Raw genomic sequence first — 24,505 nt, forward strand, 5'->3', positions numbered from 1 at the left:
ACCACCGATGAAGGGGCGCGCGGGGTGTCGCGCGTCATGCTAAGGCCTCGGGCGCTGCCGTGTCCCGGGTGGGCGTCCGATGAGCGTTCGGGCGCGTTCCGCGGTTGCCATAGAGTGAGCGCGTGAAGGCTATCCGCAGGTTTACCGTCCGCGCGCTCATCCCCGAGTCCCTGACCTCGCTCACCGCCCTCGCTGCGAACCTGCGGTGGTCGTGGCATGAGCCGACGCAGCGCCTGTTCGACGAGATCGCACCGGACGTCTGGCGTGAGTCCGACCACGATCCGATCAGCGGCCTCGGTCTCGTGACGCCGGAGCGACTGGCGGAACTCGCCGCCGATGCGGACTTCGTCGGTCGTGCCGACGCCTTGCACGCCGACCTCCGCCGGTACCTGGAGGAACCGCGGTGGTACCAGGGCCTCCCGGACCCGAAACCGCAGACGATCGCGTATTTCTCACCCGAATTCGGTATCGCTGCGGCCCTGCCGCAGTATTCGGGTGGCCTCGGCATCCTCGCCGGCGACCACCTGAAGAGCGCCTCCGACCTGGGCGTGCCGCTCGTCGGTGTGGGGCTCCTCTACCGCTCCGGGTACTTCGCGCAGTCGATCACGAACGACGGCTGGCAGCAGGAGTCCTATCCCGTGCAGGACCCCGACGGACTCCCGGTCACGGTGCTCCGGGAGCCGGACGGGACGCCCGTCACGGTCACCCTGGCGCTTCCCGACGACCGGAGCCTGTCGGCACGGGTCTGGATCGCCGAGGTCGGTCGGGTGCCACTGCTGCTGCTGGACACGGACATCCCGGAGAACGTCGCCGACCTGCGCGGCGTCACGGACCGGTTGTACGGCGGTGGCGGCGAGCACCGCCTCCTGCAGGAACTCCTCCTCGGCATCGGCGGCGTCCGAGCGATCAAGCAGTGGAGCGAGCTCACGGACCACGCGCTGCCGCAGGTGTACCACTCGAACGAAGGCCATGCCGGTTTCCTGGGGCTCGAGCGGATCAGCGACCTCGTCGGCAACGGACTCTCCTTCGACGAAGCGCTGCAGCTCGTGCGGGGCGGGACCGTCTTCACGACGCACACCCCCGTCCCAGCCGGGATCGACCGGTTCGACCGTGAGGTGATCACGCGCTACTTCAGCGGTGACCTGCTCCCGGGCGTCGCCGGACCGGACGTCCTCGCACTCGGCGACGAGACGGCGAACGGCGGCTCGGCCGACGTCTTCAACCTGGCGATCATGGGCCTGCGTCTGGCGCAGCGCGCGAACGGCGTCAGTCGGTTGCACGGCGAGGTGAGCCGCGCGATGTTCCGAGGCCTCTGGCCCGGCTTCGACGTCTCGGACGTGCCGATCACCTCGATCACGAACGGTGTCCACGGCCCGAGCTGGACGGATCCGTCACTGGTCGACCTCGCCCTGGAGCGGTGGGGCACGACCGACACGAGTCGGGCGGACTGGTCGGATCCCTCGCTCTCGGACGCCGAACTCTGGTCGCGCAAACACGGGATGCGGGAGCGCCTCGTCGCCGACGTGCGGCGCCGGATCGCCGACGGGTATCGGAGCCAGAACCCGCAGGCGGTGCTCCCGTCCTGGATCGGCGAACTGCTCGACCCCGAGGTGTTGACGATCGGGTTCGCCCGGCGCGTGCCGAGCTACAAGCGGCTCACCCTCATGCTGCGCGATCCCGATCGACTGCGCGCGATCCTGCTCCACCCCGAACGGCCCGTCCAGATCGTCGTCGCAGGCAAGGCGCACCCGGCGGACGACGACGGCAAGCGGCTCATCCAGCGCCTCGTGCAGTTCGCCCAGGATCCCGAGCTCCGATCGCGCATCGTCTTCCTGCCCGACTACGGCATCGGGATGGCCAAGACGCTCTACCCCGGCTGTGACGTGTGGTTGAACAACCCGCTGCGTCCGCTCGAGGCCTGCGGGACGTCCGGCATGAAGGCCGCACTCAACGGAGCCCTGAACCTGTCGATCCTCGACGGTTGGTGGAACGAGTACGCGGACGGCGAGAACGGTTGGGTCATCCCGTCGGCGGACGGGGCGGCGGACGACGAGGAGCGCGACGCCCTCGAGGCTACGGCGCTGTACGAGATCCTCGAGCACCAGCTGGTGCCGCGGTTCTACGAGCGCGGGGACGACGGGCTGCCGCAGCGCTGGATGCAGATGGTGCGACACACGATCTCCACGCTGTCCGAGCCGCTCAGCGCCGACCGCATGGTCCGTGAGTACACGGAGCGCATGTACCTCCCGGCGGCTGCGATGGAGCGCGAGCTCAACGCGTCCGATCAGCAGCGGGCGCGTGAGCTGGCAGCCTACAAGCAGCGGGTGCGCGAGGCCTGGCCACAGCTGGCGGTCGCCCACGTCGAGAGCGGCGGTGTCGACGCGGTCCCGCAGGTCGGTGACGTGCTGCGGCTGCGCGCCTACATCCAGCTGGGATCGCTGTCACCCGAGGACGTGACCGTCGAGGTGGTCTGCGGGGTGCCCGGTGCCGGGGGAGAACTGCTCGACATCCGGACGCAGCCGCTCGAGCAGCAACAGTCTCCGTCGACGAGTCGGCCGGAGCACACACTCGAGTACGCCGGGACCCTTCCCCTCGATCGGGCGGGCGGGTTCGGGTACACGGTGCGCATCGTGCCGAGACACGAGCTGCTCCTCACCCCCGCGGAGCTCGGGCTCGTCGCCGTGGCCGACCAGTAGGGCGATCTCCTCCGACGCGCCGATGCGACCCTCGGACCGGCGTCTCGAGGGATCCGACTATCTGGCGATCCGCGCGACGACGGCGGAGACGGCCGATCCGAGGTCGGACGGGGCGAGTTCGAGGTCGAACCCGCGCCGACCACCCGAGACCAACACCGTCTCATGCTCGAAGGCGCTCTCGTCGAGCACCGTCGGGAGCGCGGTGCGCTGCCCGATCGGGCTGATGCCGCCGACCACGTAGCCCGTCTTGCGCTCGGCGACGGCAGGATCCGCCATCGTCGCCCGCTTCCCGCCGAGGGCCGACGCGAGCGCCTTGAGGTCGAGTTGGTCGGCGACCGGGACGATCGCGACGACGAGCGACCCGTCCACCTCCGCCAGCAGGGTCTTGAACACCCTCGGCGGGTCGACCCCGAGCGCCGCGGCGGCTTCGAGACCGAATGCCGTCACCGACGGGTCGTGTCGGTAGGAGCGCGGGGTGAAGTGGATGCCCAGCGAGGTCAACGTCACCGTCGCCGGGGTGCCGCCACCCTCGGCCCTGCGTTTCGCCATCGTCAGACGGCTCGGAAGAGCTGCATGGACGTGGCCGAGACCCGGACCGTCTGGCCGGGCGCGAACTGCTCCTCCTCGGTCATGGGTGCGTCGTCCGCGGAGTTCCAGATGCGAACGAACGCCGTCACGCCCTCGTGCTCGGGCAAGGTGATCTCGACCGGCTGCTCGACGCCGTGCACGATGAGCAGCACGCGGTCGAGTTCTTCGGACTCCGGCGTGCTCGTCGAGAAGAACTGCAACGTCCGGTTCCGCGGGCTCGTCCAGTCCTCGGTGCTCATGGTCACGCCCGAGGCGTCGAACCAGTCCATGACGCTCGCGCCGGGTACGGTCGTCCCGGCGGCGGCGAAGTGCTCCGGTCGGAGGGCGGGGTGTTCGCGGCGCAGTTCGAGGAGCCGGCGACTGTGCGCGAGCAACTGGTCCTGCCAGGGCTCCCTCGTCCACCCGACCCACGTCAGCTCGGAGTCGTGACAGTAGGCGTTGTTGTTGCCGCGCTGACTCCGCCCGAACTCGTCGCCCGCCGTGAGCATCGGGACACCCGCCGACAGCAGGAGCGTGCCGAGCAGGTTCCGCATCGCCTTGCGACGAGTCGCGAGGATCGCGGGGTCGTCCGTCGGGCCCTCGGCACCATGGTTGAAGGAACGGTTGTTGTCCGTCCCGTCGCGGTTGGACTCGCCGTTCCCGACGTTGTGCTTGACGTCGTACGAGACGAGGTCGGCCAGGGTGAACCCGTCGTGGGCCGTGATGAAGTTGACGGAGGCCAGCGGACCGCGCTCAGCGGAGAAGGTGTTGCTCGACCCGGCCAGACGGGTCGCGAACCCACCGATCCCGACCGGGGCGTCCGCCCGCCTCGCGTAGTCGATGTCGGAGAGCCAGAAGTTGCGGACGCGATCCCGGTACCGGTCGTTCCACTCGTGCCAACCGGCGGGGAAGTTCCCCGTCTGCCAACCGCCCATCCCGACGTCCCATGGCTCGGCGATCATCTTCGCGTCGACGAGCGACGGGTCGTGCACGATCGCCTCGAGCAGAGGGTGGTCGGGCGTGAACTCGACCGCCTCGTTCCGTCCGAGCGTCGCGGCGAGGTCGAACCGAAAGCCGTCGATCTGCACCTCGTCCGCCCAGTATCGCAACGAGTCGAGCACGAGCTGCTGGGGGACGGGATGGCCGAAGTCCACGGTGTTGCCGCAGCCCGTCACGTCGATGTAGGCGCCGGTGGCGTCCTGACGGTAGTAGGTCGCGTTGTCGATGCCGCGGAAGCTCGTGCGGGGGCCGCCGGGACCCTCCTCGGCGGTGTGGTTGTAGACGACATCGAGGATGACCTCGAGGCCGGCCTCGTGTAGCAGCTTCACCATGCCCTTGAACTCGCGGAGGACCTCGTCCGCTCCACCCGCCTGAGCCGTCTTCGTCGCGTAGGAGGCGTGTGGACTGAAGAAGTTCAGGGTGTTGTATCCCCAGTAGTTGACCAGGCCCTGCTTGATGAGACGCTGCTCAGAGGTGAACGCGTGCACCGGCAGCAGTTCGACGCTCGTCACGCCGAGATCGTGCAGATGCGCGATCATCGCGGGGTGGGCGAGGCCCGCATACGTGCCCCGCAGCTCCTCCGGCACGTCGGGGTGCAGCTTGCTCAGCCCCTTGACGTGCGCCTCGTACACGACGGTCCGGTCGAGCGGGACACGGGGTTTCCGCACACCGCCCCAGTCGAACGCGTCGTCGACGACGACGGAACGCCACTGCTCGGCCGACACCCGGGCGAGGCCGCGGGCGTAGGGGTCGAGCAGCAGCAGGCTCGGGTCGAAGGCGTTGTTCGGCGAGGACGGCCCGGAGGCGCGGACCGCATAGCGTCGGCCGAGCACCAGCTCCTTGGAACTCCCACTCCAGACCCCGTCGTCGTCGCGGGTCATCTCGACCGAGTGGGTGATCCAGTTCAGATCCTTGTCGTCGAAGATCACGAGTTCGAGGGCATCCGCATGCTCGGACCACACACGAAGCTCACCACCGGACGGGCCGAGGCGGACGCCGAGATCGTGGAAGGGGTCACCAGCGTTCATGGGTTCTACAGTAGTGAGTGCGGGAGTCCGCGAAGATCCGCGAACACCGCGGCGAGGGGAGGAGCGGCATGGTGGTGTACCTGGACCACGCCGCAACGACCCCGGTGCGATCCGAGGTGATCGAGGCCTACGCGTCCGCGATGGCGACCGTCGGCAACCCGGCCTCCATCCACGGCCCCGGGCAACAGGCCCGCCGCCTCCTTGAAGAGGCACGCGAGCGCGTCGCGGCGACCCTCGGATGCGACCCCATTGAACTCGTCTTCACCTCCGGTGGCACCGAATCCATCAACCTCGCCCTCAAGGGGCTCTACTGGCACCGCCAGCAGGATCGACGCCGCGCAGCCGTGCTCGCACCGGCGGGAGAACACCACGCCACGCTCGACACCGTCGAGTGGCTCGAGCGCCATGAGGGGGCGTCCCCGCTCTGGATCCCGCTCGACGACCTCGGACGGGTCTCACCCGACGCGGCGGCCGAGTCGCTTGCCGACCACGGCCCAGACATCGCCGTGGCGACGGCGCTCTGGGCGAACAACGAGGTCGGCACCATCCAGCCCGTCGTCCGGCTGGCGGCGCTCGCCGCAGCGGCCGGGGTGCCGTTCCACCTGGACGCGGTCTCGGCCTACGGACACCTCCCCATCGACCTCGCCGACCTTCGCGCCGCATCCGGATCCGTCGGTGCCAGCGGTCTCGTCGCGCTCAGCGTCTCCGCGCACAAGATCGGTGGTCCCGTGGGGATCGGAGCGCTGGTCGTGAGCCGCGCAGCCGTGGTGGAGCCGTTGCAGCACGGTGGTGGACAGCAGCGTGGACTCCGTTCCGGCACGCAGGACGTCGCAGCAGCCGTCGGGTTCGCCGTCGCCGCGGAGCTCATGGCGCTCGAGCGGACCGCGGAGCAGGAGCGTCTCGGCACCTTGCGCGACCGACTCGTGGCCGGCGTGCGGGCGACCGTTCCGGAGGCCGAGCTGACGGGTGATCCCAGCGAGCGACTCGCGTCGAACGCGAACTTCGTGTTCCCCGGCGCACAGGGAGACTCGATGCTCTTCCTCCTCGACCTCGCAGGGGTGGCGGTCTCGACGGGTTCCGCGTGCCAGGCCGGCGTCCCGGAACCGTCGCATGTCCTGCTCGCGATGGGACGCCCGGAGACGGAGGCCCGATCGGTCCTCCGGATCACGCTGGGTCGGACGACGACCGAGACGGACGTGGACGACTTCCTCCAGGCCCTGCCGCGCGCGTACGCACAGGCGAGTCGGGCCGGTTCCGCCGACCGCGACACAGCGCTGGGCGCTCGTCCCTGAGCAGCCGTCCCGTCACCGCTTGCGGGTGGCCGTCCAGCGGCTGGCGCGTAGACTTGCCCGGTGAAAGTTCTGGCAGCGATGAGTGGCGGAGTCGACTCCGCCGTGGCAGCGGCACGCGCCGTCGACGCAGGCCATGAGGTGGTCGGCGTCCACCTGGCGCTCAGCCGGATGCCGGGCACGCTCCGGACCGGCAGTCGCGGGTGTTGCACCATCGAGGACTCGATGGACGCCCAGCGTGCGGCGAACCTGATCGGCATCCCCTACTACGTGTGGGACTTCTCGGAGCGCTTCAAGCTCGACGTGGTGGACGACTTCATCGCCGAGTACCGCGCCGGCCGGACCCCGAACCCGTGCATGCGTTGCAACGAGAAGATCAAGTTCGCCGCCTTGCTCGAGAAGGCGCTCGACCTCGGGTTCGACGCGGTCGTGACCGGACACTACGCCACGATCGTCACGAGCCCCGAGGGCGATCGTGAGCTGCACCGCGCGAGTGCCTGGGCGAAGGACCAGTCGTACGTCCTGGGCGTGCTCACCGCCGAACAGCTCGCGCACTCGATGTTCCCGCTCGGGGCGACGCCGTCGAAGGCCGAGGTCCGTGCCGAGGCTGCGGAGCGCGGCTTCACGGTGGCGAACAAGCCTGACAGCCACGATATCTGCTTCATCCCCGACGGCGACACGAAGGGCTGGCTGGGGGAGCGGGTCGGCACCGAGACCGGCCAGGTCCTCGACCGCGACGGAGCCGTCGTCGGTTCGCACGAGGGCGCCCACGCCTTCACCGTCGGCCAGCGCAAAGGCCTGCACCTCGGCGTGCCGGCGCCGGACGGACGTCCGCGTTTCGTCCTCGAGGTGCGACCGAAGGACAACACGGTCGTCGTCGGGCCGAAGGAGGCGCTCGCCATCGGCGAGATCGCCGGTTCGCGCTTCACCTGGGCTGGGAGGGCTCCGGAGGTCGGTGTCGCACCGATCCCGTGCGACGTCCAGATCCGTGCGCACGCCGACCCGGTTCCTGCCGCACTGACGCTCGTCGACGGCGAGCTCGTCGTCCACCCGGAGACGCCGCTCGACGGCGTCGCTCCCGGACAGACCGCCGTGCTGTACAGCGGGACCCGCGTCCTCGGCCAGTTCACGATCGACCGCACCGTCAGTGCGGTACCCGTCGGAGCCGCCGCCTCCGCCTGAGGACGCCGCAACGACGGAACGCCCGACGAGCCAGGCTCGTCGGGCGTTCCGCGTTTGTCGTCAGGATCGGGTCTGCGCGCCGGCCTTGGACTTCTTGGGCTTCTTGACGAAGAGGGTCTCCGCCTCCTCGAGCGTCAGGCCGTTCGTCTCGGGGATCTTCGCGAGGACGAAGATGAACGAGAGGAGCGCGAACAGCGCGTACATGCCGTAGGTCACCGGCAGGGAGAACGCGGCGAGGGCCGGGAAGCTGACCGTGATGAGGAAGTTCGCGATCCACTGCGCCATCGCCGCGACACCGAGTGCCTTCGCGCGCAGGCGGTTCGGGAAGATCTCGCCGAGGAGCACCCAGACGAGCGGTCCCCACGACGCGCCGAACGCGACGACGAACACGTTGGCGGCCACGAGGGCGATCGTGCCCCACGGCTGGGGCAGCGACACCTCGCCGGCGCTGTCGGTGACCGACTGCGTGAACGCGATCGCCATCGCGCCGAGCGAGACCGTCATGCCGATGGAACCCGCGAGGAGGATCGGTCGACGACCGATTCGGTCCACGAGCAGGATGGCGACGACGGTGACCGCGACGTTCGTCACCGAGGTGATGACCGAGATGAGGAGCGAGTCGGACTCCTGGAACCCGACGGCCTTCCACAGCGTCGTCGAGTAGTAGAAGATCACGTTGATGCCGACGAATTGCTGGAAGATCGACAGGATGATGCCGATCCAGACGATCGGCAGGAGGCCGAAGCGTCCGCCCCAGAGGGTCGCCTTCTTCTGCTGCTCGTCGTCCTTCACCGCCTGCTCGGCGAGCTTGACGGCGCGATCCACCTCTTCCTGCGGCCAGACGGTCGCGAAGATCCGACGGGCCTCGTCCGACTTGCCCTTGCGGACGAGGAACCGGGGCGACTCGGGGAGCCGCATCGCGAGCACGCCGTAGACCACGGCCGGGAGCGCGCAGGCGATGAACATCCAGCGCCAGGCCTCGACGCCGAACCACAGCGGGTTCGAGGCGCCGCCGGCGGCGCCCGCCAGGACGGAGTCGGACAGGAGCGCGGCGAAGATGCCGAGCGTGATGGCGAGCTGCTGCAGCGAGGCGAGACGGCCGCGGATGGCGCTCGGCGCGATCTCGGCGATGTACGCCGGAGCCACGACCGAGGCGATGCCGATACCGAGCCCACCGACGATGCGCCAGATGACGAGGTCCCAGGGGGAGAAGGCGAAGCCGGCTCCGAAGGAGGAGATGAAGAACAGGCCGGCACCGAGCAGCATCGTGAAGATGCGGCCGCGACTGTCTGCGATCCGGCCCGCGAGGTAGGCGCCGAGCGCGCAACCGAGGAGCGCTGACGCGACCGCGAAGCCGATGAGCGCCTCACTGAGCGCGAAGTGGTCCTGCATCGCGTCGACCGCGCCGTTCACCACGGAGGAGTCGAACCCGAAGAGGAAGCCACCGACCGCGGCCGAGACGGAGATGCCGATGACGCGCGCGGTCAGCTGCTTGCTGGTCGGAGCCGCCCCCGTTCCCGGACTGCTGGACTGGGACATGGTTCCTCCGATTCCGCGCGCATGGTTCCTGCGGCACTGCGACACCCTACTCCTCGATGAGACCCGTCCCGACCCCGTTGCGCACATCCGGGAGGACGTGCCGGGTGTCAAGCGCCCGCCGGTGTCGGACGCCGCTCGTAGACTGGACGCCGTGGCGAACAGCACCGGACAGACCCTCCAGCAGGCATCGACCGAGGCCGAGGAACTCACCTCGCGCATCCTCGAGCTGCGCGACGCGTACTACGAGCGCGACGAGTCGCTCGCCTCCGACGAGGAGTACGACGCGATGCTCCGGCGGCTCGAGGAGCTCGAGCGTCTGTTCCCCGAGCTGCAGAGCCAGGACAGCCCCACCCAGACCGTCGGCGGGCGTGCCGAGACCACCTTGTTCGCCCCGGTCACGCACCTCGAGCGCATGCTCAGCCTCGACAACGTCTTCTCGATCGAGGAGTTCCTCGCCTGGGCCGCCAAGGTCGAGCGCGACGCCGGAGGGTCCGTCCAGTACCTCTGCGAACTGAAGATCGACGGCCTCGCCATCAACCTCCGCTACGAGCGCGGCCGTCTCGTGAGCGCGGCCACGCGCGGCGACGGCGTCGTCGGCGAGGACGTCACGGAGAACGTGCGGTACATCCGTTCCATCCCCGAGCGCCTGACGTCGTCCGACCCCGAGGTCGAGTTCCCGGAGGTCGTCGAGGTCCGGGGCGAGATCTTCTTCCCGGTCGAGGCCTTCCGCGAACTGAACGCCAACCAGGCGGCGGCGGGTGAACGGGTCTTCGCCAACCCACGCAACGCGGCGAGCGGTTCCCTGCGCCAGAAGGCGGAGAGCAAGAACCCGGCCCAGCTCGCCCTCATGCACGACCGGCTCGGCCGACTGCAGATGCTCGTCCACGGCATCGGCGCGTGGGAACAGCCGCCCGTCGCCCGGCAATCACAGGTCTACGAGCTTCTGCACAGCTGGGGGCTCCCGACCTCCTCGCACTACCGTGTCCACGACGAGGCGACCGGTGCGGCGGAGTTCATCGAGCACTTCGGTGCCCATCGCGACAGCGTCGAGCACGAGATCGACGGCGTCGTCGTGAAGGTCGACGACCTCGCGCTCCACGGCGAGCTCGGCGCGACGAGTCGTGCTCCGCGTTGGGCCATCGCCTACAAGTACCCGCCTGAGCAGGTGAACACGAAGCTCCTCGACATCGTCGTGAGCGTCGGGCGCACCGGCCGCGCCACCCCGTTCGCCGTCATGAAGAAGGTGCTCGTCGCCGGCAGCGAGGTGCGTCAGGCGACCCTGCACAACCAGGACGTCGTGAAGGCGAAGGGCGTGCTCATCGGCGACACCGTCGTCCTCCGGAAGGCCGGCGACGTCATCCCCGAGGTCCTCGGCCCGGTCGTCGAGCTCCGTGACGGCTCGGAGCGCGAGTTCGTCATGCCCGAGCACTGCCCGGAGTGCGGGACCACCCTCGCCCCCGCGAAGGAGGGCGACATCGACCTGCGGTGTCCGAACGCGCGGAGCTGCCCGGCGCAGGTGCGCGGACGCGTCGAGCACATCGGCTCCCGTGGCGCGCTCGACGTCGAGGCGCTCGGCGAGGTGGCGGCGGCGGCGCTCACCCAGCCGGTGGAGCCCTCGGAACCACCGCTGACGACCGAGGCCGGACTCTTCTCGCTCACGATGGCCGACATCTTCCCGGTCACGGTGATCGTCCGCGACAACGAGACCGGACTGCCCAAGCTCAACGAGGACGGATCCGAGAAGCGCGTCACGCCCTTCCGCCGCCGTCGCGCGAAGAAGGACGGCGTGCACGATCCGGCCGCGGCCGAGTTCGACGGCGACGAGTCCTCGGTACCGTCCAAGAACGCGATCGAACTCCTCGCCAACCTCGACGGCGCGAAGACCCGCCCGCTCGCCCGGTTGCTCGTGGCACTGAACATCCGCCACGTCGGCCCGGTCGCCGCCCGGTCACTCGCGGAGTACTTCGGTTCGCTCGACGCCATCCGTGCGGCCACCCGCGACGAGCTCGCAGAGGTCGACGGCGTGGGCGGGATCATCGCCGACGCGCTCATCGCCTGGTTCGAGGTCGACTGGCATCGCGAGATCGTCGAGGAGTGGACTGCTGCGGGCGTGCAGTGGGCGACACCCGGACACCCGGGGCCCGGCGCGGCGGTCGCCGCCGGTGGTGTGCTGTCCGGTGTCACCGTCGTCGCCACCGGTTCGCTCGAGGGCTTCACCCGGGAGGGTGCGCTCGAGGCGATCGTGCAGGCGGGAGGGAAGGCGGCGTCGAGCGTCTCGAAGAAGACCGACTTCGTCGCCGCCGGCCCGGGTGCCGGGTCGAAGCTCGCGAAGGCCGAAGCCCTCGGCCTGCGGATCATCGACGCCGAGCAGTTCGCCCTGCTCGTCTCCGAGGGTCCGGCGGCGCTCGGCGAGCCGGAGGGCCCGGCCGCGGATGAGGCCGAGGTCACAGCGTCCGCCGACGAGGTGCCGACGGACTGACCTCAGTCCTTGTCGGCCTGCAGCAGCTCGTCGCGGACCTGGCGCCGCAGCACCTTGCCGATGAGCGACTTGGGGAGTTCGTCGACGACGACGACACGCTTCGGCACCTTGTACGGGGTGAGGATCTCCCGCGCCCAGGCGCGGAGGGCGTCCGGATCCACGGTGGCACCGGGAGCCGCGACGACGGCCGCGACGACCTGCTCGCCGGAGTGGGGATCGGGGAGCCCGACGACCGCGGCGTCCGCGACGGACGCGTGCCCGCGGAGGACCTGCTCGACCTCGCTCGGCGACACGTTGAACCCGCCGGTGATGATGAGCTCTTTGATCCGGTCGACGACGGTCATGAACCCCTCCTCGTCGATCGACACGATGTCGCCGGTGCGGAACCAGCCTCCTGGGAGCAGCACGGCGGCAGTCTCCTCGGGCTTGTTGTAGTAGCCGTGGAAGACCTGCGGGCCGCGGACGAGCAGCTCGCCCGCCTCGCCGGCCGGACGGTCCATCTCCGGGTCGTCGGGATCCACGACGCGCACCTCGGTGCTTGGCAACGGGAGGCCGATGGTCCCGGGCTTCCGCGCGGTCGAGACCGGGTTCGCGGAGATGACCGGTGAGCACTCGGAGAGCCCGTAGCCCTCGACGAGGAAGCCGCCGGACGCGGCCTCGAACGGGACGACGAGGTCGTGCGGCAGCGGCATCGCGCCCGAGATGGCGATCTCGGTGCCCTGCAGCGACACGCCCTGCTCGGTCGCCGCGGTCAGGAGTCGGTCGGCGATGGGCGGGACGGCGGGCAGGAAGGTCGGCGGTCGCTTCTTCATGACCTTGAGGACGAGCGCCGGGTCGAACTTCGGGAAGAGCACGAGGCGCGAGCCCATGCTCATGGCGAAGGTCAGGCAGAGCGTCAGGCCGTAGGCGTGGAACATCGGGAGCACCGCGTAGACCACAGCCTCCCCGCGCTTCACCGTGGGCACCCACGCGCGGGACTGCGCCGCGTTCGCGAGCAGGTTGCCGTGGGTGAGTGCGGCCCCCTTGGGCGAGCCCGTCGTCCCGCTCGTGTACTGGATGAGTGCGAGGGCGTCGGTCGCGGGCTTCGGGTGGCTCGTCGGCAGCGGCCCCGAGGTCAGGAGCTGCTCCCACCGCACGGTGCCCGACACCGGCGCGGTGAGCTGAGCCCGTGAGGCTCTCGCCTTCGGGATGGGCAGACGGAGTGCAGCGCGCATGTGGAGCGGCATCGCCCGGGTCACGTCGATCGTCACGAGCGAGTGCACCGCCAGGTCGGCCGGGAAGTCCTGCAGGTGCTCGGCGACCTTGTCCCAGACGATCGCGAACGTCGCGCGGTGGTCCTCGAACTGGTGGCGGAGTTCCTGGGGGGTGTAGAGCGGGTTGTGCTCGATGACGACGGCGCCCAGCCGGAGGACGGCGTAGAACGCGACGATGTGCTGCGGGCAGTTCGGGAGCATGAGGGCGACGGGGTCACCCGCCCGGACACCGAGTGCGCGCAGGCCTGCGGCGGCACGGGCTATCAGCGCCTCGAGCTCCGTGTAGGTGGTGGTCGAGCCGAAGAACTCCAGCGCGACGGCGTCCGGGTAGCTCGCTGCGGAGGCTTCGACGAGATCGCCAAGGCTGCCGGTCTGCTCGGGGATGTCGTCCGGCACGTCGGCGGCGTAGCTGGCGAGCCAGGGACGCTCGTGCGGGGGACGGGGACGGCTGCTCGAGTCGTTCTGGGTCACCGTCCCACTGTAGGGGCGGAGCCCGACGGTCGACCACGTCCCTGGCGAATAGACTGGAGCGACCGCCACCGCTACACGTACGGGAGACGCATGTCGGAAATCACTACCGAGCAGGTCGCGCATCTCGCGAACCTCGCTCGAATCGCCCTGAGCCAGGACGAGATCGCCCACCTCACGACGGAGCTCGACTCCATCGTGGACAACATCCAGAAGGTGCAGCAGGTGGCCACGCCTGACGTCCCGGCGACGAGCCACCCGATCCCGCTCGAGAACGTGTACCGCGACGACGTCGTCGGCAACACCCTCACGCGGGAGCAGGCGCTGCAGAACGCACCGGAGTCGGCCGACGGTCGCTTCAAGGTCTCGGCGATCCTGGGGGAGGAGCAGTGAGCGGGTTGATCGGTCTCACGGCAGCCGAGCTGTCGAGCAAGCTCCGTGCTCGAGAGGTCTCCAGCGTCGAAGCCACCCAGGCGCACCTCGACCGCATCGCGCAGGTCGACGGCGACGTCCACGCCTTCCTCCACGTGTCGGACCACGCACTCGACGTCGCCGCCGACATCGACGCCCGCCGCGCCGCGGGCGAGGACCTCGGCGAGCTGGCCGGCGTCCCGCTCGCCATCAAGGACGTGCTGGTCACGACGGACATGCCGTCCACCTCGGGGAGCAAGATCCTCGAGGGATACCTGTCGCCGTTCGACGCGACCGTCGTCGCCCGGTCGCGTGCCGCCGGTCTCGTGCCGCTCGGCAAGACCAACATGGACGAGTTCGCCATGGGCTCCAGCACGGAGCACTCCGCCTACGGCCCGACCCACAACCCGTGGGACCTCGACCGCATCCCCGGCGGTTCCGGCGGTGGCTCCGCTGCCGCGGTCGCCGCCTTCGAGGCGCCCATCGCCCTCGGCAGCGACACCGGCGGGTCCATCCGCCAGCCGGCGCACGTGACCGGCACGGTCGGCGTGAAGCCCACCTACGGCGCGGTCAGCCGCTATGGAGCGATCGCACTCGCCTCCTCACTCGACCAGGTCGGGCCGGTCAGCCGCACGGTCCTCGACTCGGGCCTCCTCCACGACGTCATCGCCGGGCACGATGCCCTCGACTCCACCTCGCTCCGCGACGCCTGGCCCTCGATGGCCGCTGCGGCCCGCGAGGGCGCGCGCGGGGACGTGCTGCGCGGCCTCCGGGTCGGCGTCGTCACCGAGCTCAACGGCGAGGGCTTCCAGGCCGGCGTGAAGAGCCGCTTCCAGGAGGCGCTCGCGGTGCTCGAGGCCAACGGTGCCGAGATCGTCGAGGTCTTCGCTCCGAACTTCGAGTACGCCGTCGCGGCCTACTACCTCATCCTCCCGGCCGAAGCATCGAGCAACCTCGCGAAGTTCGACTCGGTGCGCTTCGGCATGCGGGTCACGCCCGAGGGTGGCGGCACGGTCGAGCAGGTCATGTCCGCGACCCGCGAGGCCGGCTTCGGTCCCGAGGTGAAGCGACGGATCATCCTCGGCACCTACGCCCTGAGCGCTGGCTATTACGACGCCTACTACGGCAGCGCCCAGAAGGTCCGGACGCTCATCCAGCGCGACTTCGCGGCGGCCTTCGACCAGGTCGACGTTCTCGTGAGCCCGAGCGCCCCGACGACGGCGTTCAAGCTGGGCGAGCGCATCGACGACCCGCTGGCGATGTACCTGAACGACGTCACCACCATCCCGGCGAACCTCGCCGGCGTGCCCGGCATCAGCGTGCCGATCGGTCTCGCCCCGGAAGACGGCTTGCCCGTCGGCATCCAGTTCATGGCGCCAGCACGGGAGGACGCCAGGCTCTACCGGGTCGGCGCCGCCCTCGAGGCGCTCCTCGAATCGACGTGGGGGCACACCCTCATCTCGCAGGCACCCGCTCTCGGAGGTCGGTAACCCATGGCCAAGGACAAGCTCCTCTCCTACGAAGAAGCCCTCGAACTGTACGAGCCGGTGCTCGGCTTCGAGGTGCACGTCGAGCTGAACACCAAGACGAAGATGTTCTCCTCGGCGCCCAACGGCTTCGGCGACGCCCCGAACACGAACATCTCGCCCGTCTGCCTCGGACTACCCGGATCACTCCCGGTCGTGAACGAGCAGGCGGTGCGGTACTCGATCAGCCTCGGGCTCGCCCTCGGTTGCTCGATCGCGCCCTCGAGCCGGTTCGCGCGGAAGAACTACTTCTACCCCGACCTCGCGAAGAACTACCAGATCTCGCAGTTCGACGAGCCGATCGCGTTCGAGGGCTCGGTCGACGTCGAGCTGGCCGACGGGACCATCGTGACGGTGCCGATCGAGCGCGCGCACATGGAGGAGGACGCCGGCAAGCTCACGCACATCGGCGGCTCCACGGGCCGCATCCAGGGTGCCGAGTACTCGCTCGTCGACTACAACCGCGCCGGTGTGCCGCTCGTCGAGATCGTCACGAAGCCGATCTACGGCACCGAGCACCGGGCACCCGAGATCGCGAAGGCCTACGTCTCCGCGATCCGCGACATCGTCGTGGCGCTCGGCATCTCCGACGCGAAGATGGAGCGCGGCAACCTCCGCTGTGACGCCAACATCTCGCTGCGCCCGCGTGGCCAGGAGAAGCTCGGCACGCGCACCGAGACGAAGAACGTGAACTCCCTGCGTTCCGTCGAGCGTGCCGTCCGCTACGAGATCCAGCGGCAGGCCGCGATCCTCAAGGACGGCGGATCCATCGTCCAGGAGACGCGGCACTGGCACGAGGACACCGGTGCCACGTCCGCCGGCCGGCCGAAGAGCGATGCTGACGACTACCGGTACTTCCCGGAGCCCGACCTGCTCCCGGTCGTGCCGTCGCCCGAACTCATCGAGGAACTCCGAGCGGCCCTGCCCGAGCAACCGGCCGTCCGTCGTCGCCGGCTGAAGAGCGAGTGGGGCTTCACCGACCTGGAGTTCCAGGACGTCGTGAACGGTGGTCTGCTGAACGAGATCACGGCCACCGTCGAGGCCGGCGCCGCTCCGGCCGCCGCACGGAAGTGGTGGACGGGCGAGATCTCGCGGATCGCGAACCAGCGCGACGTCGAGGCGATGAGCCTCGTGTCGCCCGAGCACGTCGCGGCACTCGCGGCGCTCGTCGAGGCCGGAACGCTCAACGACAAGCTCGCGCGCCAGGTGCTCGAGGGCGTCATCGACGGGGAGGGCACTCCTCAGGAGGTCATCGACGCCCGCGGTCTCGCGCTCGTGTCCGACGACGGGCCGCTGATCGCCGCCATCGACGAGGCACTGGCCGCTCAGCCGGACGTCCTCGCCAAGATCCGCGACGGCAAGGTCCAGGCCGCCGGCGCAGTCATCGGCGCCGTGATGAAGGCGATGCGCGGACAGGCCGATGCGGCGCGTGTGCGCGAACTCGTCCTGGAGCGCGCCTCGCAGTAGCAGTCCCCGCCACACCATCGGGCCCGAGCCACCGTCGATGACGGCGGCTCGGGCCCGATGTCGTCGGCCAGGGGAAGCCCTGGTGCCGACTGCTGGCCCGGCATACACTTCCGCCATGCTGGTCGAAGGCACCATGCGGTGGCAGGTCACGGAAGACGCTCCGATGGCCCTCATGCTGGCGCTTGCGTTCCGCGACATGGCAGGGCTCGGGGAGCGATGCGTCGCGCAGCTTCCCGCAGTCACGCCGGGGCTGGAGCGGGTCGACGTCGCCGGCCTCGACCTCGACGCGCTCGCGGTCCAGTTCGACGGCTGGTGGACCGGGATCGCCCGTCGCGACACCCGCCTCTTCATGGCCGAGGTCCGTCCGCCACACTTCGAGGTGTTCGATCGAGCCCTCGAGCTGCAGGAGCTCGCCTACCGGGCGTACGACGAGGCGCACCGATGGGCGTCGGCTCGTATCCGTGAGTACGAACGCGCGCTCGCAGGCCGGTCGCCGAGCCGCCTCACCGACGTCTACGAACTCATCCGCGAGCGACAGTTCGAGTTGCGCCGACAATCCAGCTCGTTCCGGTTGGACCTCGAGGTGCTCCCGATCTGCCGACCGGGGGCCTGGGTGGTCGCGCCCGACACGATCGTGGTCAGTGAGTCGCTCCGGGACGACCGGGAGGCCTTCCGCGAGTGGCTACGGCCGCTGGTCCACGGCCTGGTCTGATCCGCTCGCGACGCGCTCGACCGGCCGACGGGTCGGGTTCAGGAGCACGACCGCGATGATCGAGCCGACAGCGCCGGCGGCCGCCATCGCGGCGGTGAGCGGGTGGGAGATCTCCGCGAAAGGCATGATGAAAGCGCTCGCGAGCGCGATCCACACGGCGACGTCTGTCGGCTTGCGCTCCGGGTCGAGGCGCAGCTTGCGGGGGTGCTCGACGCGGCCGAGGAGTGTACCGACGCCCGCGAGCAGGACGGCGACGACCAGCAGCACGACCGGCCGGGTCCACCACCACGCGGCGCTCAGCGGTTCCGCGAAGGGGATGCCGAGGGCGAGCTGGAGACCGGCGACCGCGATGATCAGGGGCAGATGCCAGAGGTACACCGTCATCAGCCGGGACCCGATGAGGAAGACGACGGCTCGCGCAGCGCGGGTCCGCATGATGGCGGTGAGCAGCGGGTGCACCAGGGCGAGCAGGGCGAGCTGCCCGACGCCGAGGACCACGAGGGGGAGGGTCGGTGGGTTGAGGTTGCCGAGCATGCTGGTCGAGTACGGCAGCCAGGTCGTGATCGGCACGAGCGCACCGTAGGAGACGAGCACGACGGCCACGAGGACGAGGCGCGGAACGGAGCGGAGGCGTCCGTCGGCCAGGAAGAACCCGAACTGCTGCAGCAGCGGCCAGACGAACACCAGGTTGACGAGACCGATGCCCAGGAGACCGGTCGAGTACCGGACGACGTCGACGAGGATCACGCCGGCCAGCAGTGCCGCACAGGTCAGGACGGGGTGGCGGTCGTGCCAGGTGGCGAGGAAGGGCGCGACCGCCTGGCAGAGCAGGTAGGCGGCCAAGAACCAGAGCGGGGACCCGACGCCTGCGGCGACGGCCTCGATGATGGCGGGGTCGACACCGAGCGCCCCGGCGAGCCACAGCCCCGCGGCGAGGAAGAGCAGGACCGGGATCGTCGGCAGCGCGAGTCGGAAGACCCGAGACCGGAGGAAGTCGCTGGTCCCGCCACCACGTCGGACCGTGCTGCGCCAGCCGGTGATCGTCGCGAAGCCGCCCACGATGAAGAACAGCGGCATGATCTGGCCGAACCAGGTACCCGTGTCGAACCACGGCTGCTGCTCCAACGCTCGGGAGATGCCGATCGTGCCGTCCGGCTCGACCGCCACCGCGACCATCAGGAGGTGGACGATGACGACCGTCACGACGCACGCGACGCGCACGAGGTCGAGGGCGAGGTCCCGCCCGGAGAGGTCTGGGACCGCCGGGGCCGACCCGGTCCGCGTTCGCGTGCTCATCGCCGGACAGCCTAGCGTCGCCGGGCCCTCCCGCCTCGGCCCTTGTGGAGAGCGTGTCGGAGGCGACTGCGACAATGGAGGCATGAGTCGGCAGGATGGAGCGTCTCGTCGCGTCTCGGCGCACGATGCCGACGACAGCGGTACCCCCATCCTCCACGTCGACATGGACGCGTTCTTCGTCTCGGTCGAGCTCTTGGAACGGCCCGAGCTGCGCGGTCTGCCGATCATCGTCGGCAACAAGGAGGGGCGGTCGGTCGTCACCTCCGCCAGTTACGAGGCTCGCCGGTACGGCGTGCGCGCGGCGATGCCGGTGTCCCAGGCGATGCGGCTCTGCCCGAGCGCCGTCGTGCTGCCGCCTCACCACGGCAGGTACCGCGAGTACTCCGACCGGGTGATGGAGGTCTTCGAGTCGGTCACGCCGCTCGTCGAGCCGCTGAGCATCGACGAGGCGTTCCTCGACGTGTCAGGCGCGGTCCGGTTGCTCGGGAGCCCGCGCACGATCGCCGCGCTCGTGAAGCAGCGGGTGCTCGACGCGACCGGCCTGCCGTGCTCGGTCGGCCTGGCCGCGACGAAGTACGTCGCGAAGCTCGCCTCCGGCCTGTCGAAGCCCGACGGCCTCCTGGTCGTGCCCGCCGACGAGACCCTCGCGTTCCTGCACCCGCTGCCGGTCGGCGCCCTGTGGGGCGTCGGCGGTCGGACGGAGGAGCAGCTGACGAACCGGGGCATCCGAACCATCGGTCAGCTCGCCTCCACCCCGCTGTCGATGCTCCAGCGCGCGGTCGGTGAGGCCTCCGGTCGCCGACTCCTCGAGCTCGCGAACGGGATCGATCCGCGCGGCATCGAGCTGGCACGACGCGAGAAGAGCGTCAGCCACGAGGTGACCTTCCCGACGGACGTCTCCGACCCGACCATCCTCAAGCGCGAGCTGCTGAACCTCGCCGGCCTCGTCGCGATCCGGCTCCGGAAGGGGGGCTACGCCGGACGGACGATCAGTATCCGCGTCCGCTATGCGGACTTCAGCGTCGTCACCCGGTCGCGCACCATCGGCGAGGCCACGAACGTCGGGCGTCGGGTCTACGACGAGGCGGCGTCGCTGTTCGACGACCTGGATCGCGGCGGACGCCTCGTGCGCCTCGTCGGGGTGAAGGTCGACCAGCTCGTCCCCGCCGATGAGGCCGGTGCCGGGCTGTGGGACCCGGACGAGGAGTGGCGTGAAGCCGAGCAGACGATCGACCGGGTCGCGAGCCGGTTCGGCGATCTCGCGATCGCTCCCGCCTCCCTCCTCGGCAAGCCGAGGCGTCGCGGACTCGGCAGTCGCGGAGACTCGCAGGGTGCTGGGAGCACGGATCAACCCCTTGGACCGGTGGATACCGAGCGGTAGCCTCGCGGTATGACGAATCTCGTGGAGAAGCTGGCAGAACAGGCGAAGGGGCTCGGCGTGTCCGCAGCCTACGGGGAGCAGCAGGACGTCGACGGCACGAAGCTCGTGCCCGTCGCGCTGACGTACTACGGCTTCGGCGGCGGCTCCGAGGGCGACGGCGACGATGCCCCGAGCGGCGGTGGCGGCGGTGGCGTGTCGATCCCGGTCGGTGCCTACATCAAGACCGACGAGGGTCTCCGTTTCGACCCGAACCTCATCTCGCTCATCGCCGTCGCGATCCCGTTCATCTGGGTGAGCGGCAAGGCTCTGGCCGGGCTCATCAAGGCCCTCAAGAAGTAGCCCTCCCCGTCGAACCCCTGTCGTGCGACTGCGCACGGCAGGGGTTAGACTCGTGCCACCACGGGAGTCCGGTGAACCGGGCTGAGAGGAAGGTATTCGCCTTCGACCGTCGAACCTGATCTGGATCATGCCAGCGCAGGGAGACCATTTCTCGCTATCCCGTGCTCTTTTCCGTCTACAGGAAGGGCACGTATCGTGTCAGCATCGACCAAGATCTCACCCACTGAACGCGCTGCGTCGCGGACCTTGCGCTGGAGGGTCGTCGACATCGTCGTGGTCGCCGTGCTCGGCGTCGCGACCGGCCTCATCTTCTGGGCGTGGAACACGCTCGGGTCCCTCTGGTACGCGGGCGCCAGCGCCGTCACGCCCGGTTTCGGCGGGATCGCCGTCGGGATCTGGCTCCTCGGTGGGGTGCTCGGCGGACTCATCATCCGGAAGCCCGGTGCTGCGCTCCTCGTCGAGACCATCGGAGCGATCGTCTCCGCCCTCATCGGCAACGCGTGGGGTGTCACGACGGTGTACTCCGGCCTCGCGCAGGGCCTCGGTGCTGAGCTGGTGTTCGCGGCGCTCGCGTACAAGCGCTTCGGCCTCGTTCCGGCGATCCTCGCCGGTGCCGGAGCAGGAGCCGGCGCGTGGCTCCTCGAGCTCGTCATGTCGGGCAACCTCGAGAAGGGCGTCGAGTTCAACGCGATCTACCTCGGTTCCCTGCTCGTCTCCGGCGCGATCCTCGCCGGTGTCGTCGGCTGGGCACTCGTCAGGGCACTCGCGTCGACCGGAGCCCTCAGCCGGTTCGCGTCGGGGCGGGACGCTCGGCGCGAGGTCTGACGGTGCCGGGAGCGGCTGCGACCGGTCCGGCACGCGTCGTCGCGCGGGACTGGGGGTGGCGTCACGCCGGTCGGAAGGCCTGGGCGGTGCGCGATCTCGACCTCGTGATCGAACCGGGGGAGCGAGTCCTCCTTCTCGGTGCGTCCGGTGCCGGTAAGTCGACGCTGATCCATGCACTGGCCGGTGTCCTCGGCGGCGCGGACGAGGGGGAGTCCCAGGGGTCGCTCCTCGTGGACGGCGTTCCGCCTGAACGTGCCAGGGGCCGCATCGGGCTCGTACTGCAGGATCCCGACTCGCAGGTGATCCTGTCCAAGGTCGGCGACGACGTCGCGTTCGGCTGCGAGAACCTCGGGGTCGAGCGCGAGGAGATCTGGCGCCGGGTCGACGCCTCACTGGAGGCCGTCGGACTGGACCTCCCACTGGACCACTCGACCTCGGCGCTGTCGGGTGGTCAGAAACAGCGACTGGCCCTCGCCGGCGTGCTCGCCATGCACCCCTCGCTCCTCCTGCTCGACGAGCCGACCGCGAACCTCGACCCGGCCGGGGTGGCCGAGGTGAGGGACGCCGTCGCTCGACTGGTCGATGACGGTTCGTCCACCCTGGTCGTCATCGAACACCGCGTCGACGTCTGGCGCGAGCTGATGACCAGGGTCGTCGTGCTCGACGCCGACGGCGGTGTCCTCGCCGACGGGCCACCCGACCTCGTCCTCGACGACGTCGGGCAGCGCCTGGCCGATGCGGGCGTCTGGGTGCCGGGTGTCCCGCTGGGGTTGGCCCCTCGTCCGGTGTCCGGCCCATCAGCGGCGGTCATCACGACCGACGACCTGGCGATCGGTCGAACGCGGAAGCAGCCGGTGCAGGAGCACCTGGGGCTCGCGGTGCCCGAGGGCGCGGCGACCGTCGTCGTCGGCCCCAACGGTGCGGGGAAGTCCACGCTCGCGCTCACGCTGGCGGGACTGCTGCCGGAGATCGCGGGGACGGTGGCCGCCGCTCCGCAGCTCGCCGGCAGGCTGGGGTCCCGGCCGATCCGCTGGAAGTCCACCGAGTTGCTCACGCGCATCGGGACGGTCTTCCAGGATCCCGAGCACCAGTTCGTCTCATCGACCGTGCGGAACGAGCTCGGTGTCGGCCTGCAGGCCCTCCGCTGGTCCCGGACCGCCATCGACGAGCGGGTCTCCGAGATCCTCGAGGCGCTCGGATTGGGTCGTCTCGCCGAGGCGAACCCGTTCAGTCTCTCGGGCGGTCAGAAGCGCCGGTTGTCGGTGGCCACCGTCCTCGCCGCCCGACCGGCGGTCATGGTCCTCGACGAACCGACGTTCGGGCAGGATCGACGCACGTGGCTGTCGCTCGTCCGCCTGCTGCAGCAAGAGCTCGAGCGCGGCGCGACGATCGTCTCCGTCACACATGACGCAGGGGTCGTCGAGCATCTCGGCGACCATCGCATCCTCCTCGAACCGCTGGAGCTCGGGAGGCGGGCCGCATGACGAGCGTGACTGCGGCGGAGCGCTCGACGGTGCCGCACCATCGGGCGCCACTCGACCGGGTGAACCCGGTGACGAAGGTGCTGGCCGTCCTCATCCTGTCCGTCCCGTTGCTGCTGACGATCGACTGGGTGAGTGCGAGCACGGCGGTGCTGCTCGAAGTGATGCTGTTCCCGCTCTCCGGCCTGCGGTTCACCGCGCTGCTGAAGCGGGCACTGCCGGTGCTCGTCTTCGCGCCCATCGGCGGGATCAGCATGCTGTTGTACGCGAAGCCGGGCGGGACGGAGTACCTGTCGCTCGGGTTCGTGCACGTGACGGACAACTCGATCGAGCTTGCGGTGGCCGTGACGATCCGCGTGCTGGCGCTCGGTCTCCCGACGATCCTGCTCTTCGCGCGAGTGGACCCGACCGATCTGGCCGACGGGCTGTCCCAGATCGCGAAGCTGCCATCGCGGTTCGTGCTCGGGATCCTCGCTGGAGCGCGGATGCTCGGTCTCTTCATCGACGACTGGCGCAGTCTCGCGCTCGCCCGTCGGGCCCGTGGGTTGGGGGACCGGGGCGTGGTCCGGCGGTTCGCGTCCATGGCCTTCGTCCTGCTGGTGTTCGCCATCCGCCGCGGGAGCAAACTCGCGACGGCGATGGAGGCGCGAGGGTTCGGGGCACCGATCGAACGCACCTGGGCCAGACCGTCCCGCCTGGGCCGAGCGGACCTCCTGGCCGTGTTGGTGACGATCGCCGTCATGGCGCTCGCGCTGAGCACAGCGGTCCTCGCCGGCACGTTCCGAGTCGTGGGCCAATGAGCGCGGTTTCGCCGGTCCTGCTCATCGACGGTCGGTCGGGCACGGGGAAGACGACGCTCGCCTCGTCGGTGGCGTCCGCCTTGACAGCCAGCACGGTCGTCCACATGGACGACCTGTATCCGGGGTGGGAGGGGCTCGACGAGGGTGCTCGACTCCTCGTCGAGTGGATCCTCAGGCCGTTCTCCGAGCGGCGCGCGGGGGAGTGGCGGCGCTGGGACTGGGAGCGGTCCGCCCGTGCGGAGGCGCACCTCGTGCCGAGCGACCGTCCACTCATCGTCGAGGGCTGCGGGTCGTCGTCACATGCGTCGCGGGCATTCGCGGACACGGTGCTGTGGCTCGACGCGCCGGTGGTGCAGCGCACCGACCGCCTTATCGGGCGCGGTGACGGCGTCGACTGGCTGGCGGGGTGGACCCTCCAGGAGGACACGTTCATCGAGCGGGAGCGGCCCGACCTCGAAGCCGGTCTCCGCATCGAGGCGACGGGTGCTCCGGACGAGGTCTCCGCGCTCGTCCTCGACGTCCTGGCGCACGACAGTCGTGGACGTTGGACTCCATGGTTGCGCGAGTAACGATGAGCGTCCGGGTATTCGGTCCCTGAGCTTGTCGCGGGGTCAGGTTCCGGTCATCGGTCCCTGAGCTTGTCGAAGGGTGGGGTGCCCCCGGCAGGATTCGAACCTGCGACCAAGAGATGAGAAGGGTCCGCGATGTCTTCTGGGGTGCCCCCGGCAGGATTCGAACCTGCGACCAAGAGATGAGAAGGGTCCGCG

The 24,505-nt window shown here is 69.8% G+C and carries 19 protein-coding genes and 1 riboswitch; of the genes, 14 read left to right on the forward strand and 5 right to left on the reverse strand.

The features are described from left to right. Positions 1-122: 122 nt before the first annotated feature. Positions 123-2,696, forward strand: coding sequence for an alpha-glucan family phosphorylase (gene glgP, locus QRN19_RS14545; RefSeq protein WP_285027741.1), 2,574 nt, complete (start codon positions 123-125; stop codon positions 2,694-2,696). A 57-nt stretch (positions 2,697-2,753) separates the two neighbouring features. On the opposite strand, the gene ybaK is transcribed toward glgP, so the two are convergent. Together ybaK and glgX are read right to left on the reverse strand one after the other, a co-directional pair. After that, positions 2,754-3,245 carry a Cys-tRNA(Pro) deacylase gene (ybaK, locus tag QRN19_RS14550; protein ID WP_285027742.1) on the reverse strand — a complete coding sequence of 164 codons (492 nt, stop codon included), beginning with the start codon at positions 3,243-3,245 and terminating at the stop codon, positions 2,754-2,756. Between the two features lie 2 nt (positions 3,246-3,247). Continuing rightward, positions 3,248-5,290, reverse strand: coding sequence for a glycogen debranching protein GlgX (gene glgX, locus QRN19_RS14555; protein ID WP_285027744.1), 2,043 nt, complete (start codon positions 5,288-5,290; stop codon positions 3,248-3,250). A gap of 68 nt (positions 5,291-5,358) precedes the next feature. On the opposite strand from glgX, the gene QRN19_RS14560 reads away from it, so the two are divergent. Then, entirely contained in the window at positions 5,359-6,582 is a 1,224-nt protein-coding gene (locus tag QRN19_RS14560; RefSeq protein ID WP_285027745.1) for a cysteine desulfurase family protein, read from the forward strand. Positions 6,583-6,642: 60 nt separating this feature from the next. Beyond that, complete coding sequence (gene mnmA, locus QRN19_RS14565; RefSeq protein WP_229938575.1) at positions 6,643-7,761, forward strand: tRNA 2-thiouridine(34) synthase MnmA; 1,119 nt, start codon at positions 6,643-6,645, stop codon at positions 7,759-7,761. A 60-nt stretch (positions 7,762-7,821) separates the two neighbouring features. Here mnmA and QRN19_RS14570 read toward each other — a convergent pair whose 3' ends face one another. Further along, positions 7,822-9,300, reverse strand: a complete 1,479-nt coding sequence (locus tag QRN19_RS14570) for a sugar porter family MFS transporter (RefSeq protein WP_285027749.1) — start codon at positions 9,298-9,300, stop codon at positions 7,822-7,824. 151 nt (positions 9,301-9,451) lie between these two features. On the opposite strand from QRN19_RS14570, the gene ligA reads away from it, so the two are divergent. After that, on the forward strand, positions 9,452-11,779 hold the full coding sequence (gene ligA, locus QRN19_RS14575; RefSeq protein WP_285027752.1) for an NAD-dependent DNA ligase LigA: 2,328 nt from the start codon (positions 9,452-9,454) through the stop codon (positions 11,777-11,779). Between the two features lie 2 nt (positions 11,780-11,781). On the opposite strand, the gene QRN19_RS14580 is transcribed toward ligA, so the two are convergent. Beyond that, positions 11,782-13,503: a long-chain-fatty-acid--CoA ligase gene (locus QRN19_RS14580; RefSeq protein WP_285027754.1), complete on the reverse strand. Its 1,722-nt coding sequence runs from the start codon at positions 13,501-13,503 to the stop codon at positions 11,782-11,784. A gap of 90 nt (positions 13,504-13,593) precedes the next feature. On the opposite strand from QRN19_RS14580, the gene gatC reads away from it, so the two are divergent. The 4 genes from gatC to QRN19_RS14600 all read left to right on the forward strand — a co-directional run bounded on the left by gatC (position 13,594) and on the right by QRN19_RS14600 (position 17,616). Next, the gene (gene gatC, locus QRN19_RS14585; RefSeq protein ID WP_064295120.1) at positions 13,594-13,893 is read left to right on the forward strand and encodes an Asp-tRNA(Asn)/Glu-tRNA(Gln) amidotransferase subunit GatC; all 300 of its coding nucleotides are present in this window, start codon (positions 13,594-13,596) and stop codon (positions 13,891-13,893) included. Then, positions 13,890-15,401 carry an Asp-tRNA(Asn)/Glu-tRNA(Gln) amidotransferase subunit GatA gene (gatA, locus tag QRN19_RS14590; protein ID WP_285027755.1) on the forward strand — a complete coding sequence of 504 codons (1,512 nt, stop codon included), beginning with the start codon at positions 13,890-13,892 and terminating at the stop codon, positions 15,399-15,401. The genes gatC and gatA overlap by 4 nt, the downstream gene beginning before the upstream one ends. Positions 15,402-15,404: 3 nt before the next feature. After that, on the forward strand, positions 15,405-16,904 hold the full coding sequence (gatB, locus tag QRN19_RS14595; RefSeq protein WP_285027757.1) for an Asp-tRNA(Asn)/Glu-tRNA(Gln) amidotransferase subunit GatB: 1,500 nt from the start codon (positions 15,405-15,407) through the stop codon (positions 16,902-16,904). A gap of 115 nt (positions 16,905-17,019) precedes the next feature. After that, the gene (locus QRN19_RS14600; RefSeq protein WP_285027759.1) at positions 17,020-17,616 is read left to right on the forward strand and encodes a hypothetical protein; all 597 of its coding nucleotides are present in this window, start codon (positions 17,020-17,022) and stop codon (positions 17,614-17,616) included. Here the strand turns inward: QRN19_RS14600 and QRN19_RS14605 are convergent. Beyond that, the gene (locus QRN19_RS14605) at positions 17,587-18,912 is read right to left on the reverse strand and encodes an acyltransferase family protein (protein WP_285027760.1); all 1,326 of its coding nucleotides are present in this window, start codon (positions 18,910-18,912) and stop codon (positions 17,587-17,589) included. The genes QRN19_RS14600 and QRN19_RS14605 overlap by 30 nt on opposite strands. A gap of 82 nt (positions 18,913-18,994) precedes the next feature. On the opposite strand from QRN19_RS14605, the gene dinB reads away from it, so the two are divergent. From dinB to QRN19_RS14635, 6 genes are all read left to right on the forward strand, one after another. Continuing rightward, positions 18,995-20,293: a DNA polymerase IV gene (dinB, locus tag QRN19_RS14610; protein ID WP_285027761.1), complete on the forward strand. Its 1,299-nt coding sequence runs from the start codon at positions 18,995-18,997 to the stop codon at positions 20,291-20,293. A 9-nt stretch (positions 20,294-20,302) separates the two neighbouring features. Further along, positions 20,303-20,632 (forward strand): hypothetical protein, encoded by a 330-nt coding sequence (locus QRN19_RS14615; RefSeq protein WP_079705686.1) that lies wholly within the window; start codon positions 20,303-20,305, stop codon positions 20,630-20,632. A gap of 50 nt (positions 20,633-20,682) precedes the next feature. Next, a riboswitch (TPP riboswitch) is annotated at positions 20,683-20,791 on the forward strand. A 36-nt stretch (positions 20,792-20,827) separates the two neighbouring features. Then, the gene (locus tag QRN19_RS14620; RefSeq protein ID WP_285027764.1) at positions 20,828-21,457 is read left to right on the forward strand and encodes an ECF transporter S component; all 630 of its coding nucleotides are present in this window, start codon (positions 20,828-20,830) and stop codon (positions 21,455-21,457) included. 86 nt (positions 21,458-21,543) lie between these two features. Beyond that, positions 21,544-22,941, forward strand: a complete 1,398-nt coding sequence (locus tag QRN19_RS14625) for an ABC transporter ATP-binding protein (RefSeq protein ID WP_285027766.1) — start codon at positions 21,544-21,546, stop codon at positions 22,939-22,941. Beyond that, the gene (locus tag QRN19_RS14630; protein WP_285027768.1) at positions 22,938-23,738 is read left to right on the forward strand and encodes an energy-coupling factor transporter transmembrane component T family protein; all 801 of its coding nucleotides are present in this window, start codon (positions 22,938-22,940) and stop codon (positions 23,736-23,738) included. Before QRN19_RS14625 ends, QRN19_RS14630 begins: the two co-directional genes overlap by 4 nt. Then, positions 23,735-24,307, forward strand: coding sequence for a nucleoside/nucleotide kinase family protein (locus tag QRN19_RS14635; RefSeq protein ID WP_285027770.1), 573 nt, complete (start codon positions 23,735-23,737; stop codon positions 24,305-24,307). The genes QRN19_RS14630 and QRN19_RS14635 overlap by 4 nt, the downstream gene beginning before the upstream one ends. Positions 24,308-24,505: the final 198 nt, after the last annotated feature.

Origin of the sequence: Plantibacter sp. ME-Dv--P-122b, assembly GCF_030209375.1 — a bacterium.
GTDB lineage: Bacteria > Actinomycetota > Actinomycetes > Actinomycetales > Microbacteriaceae > Plantibacter.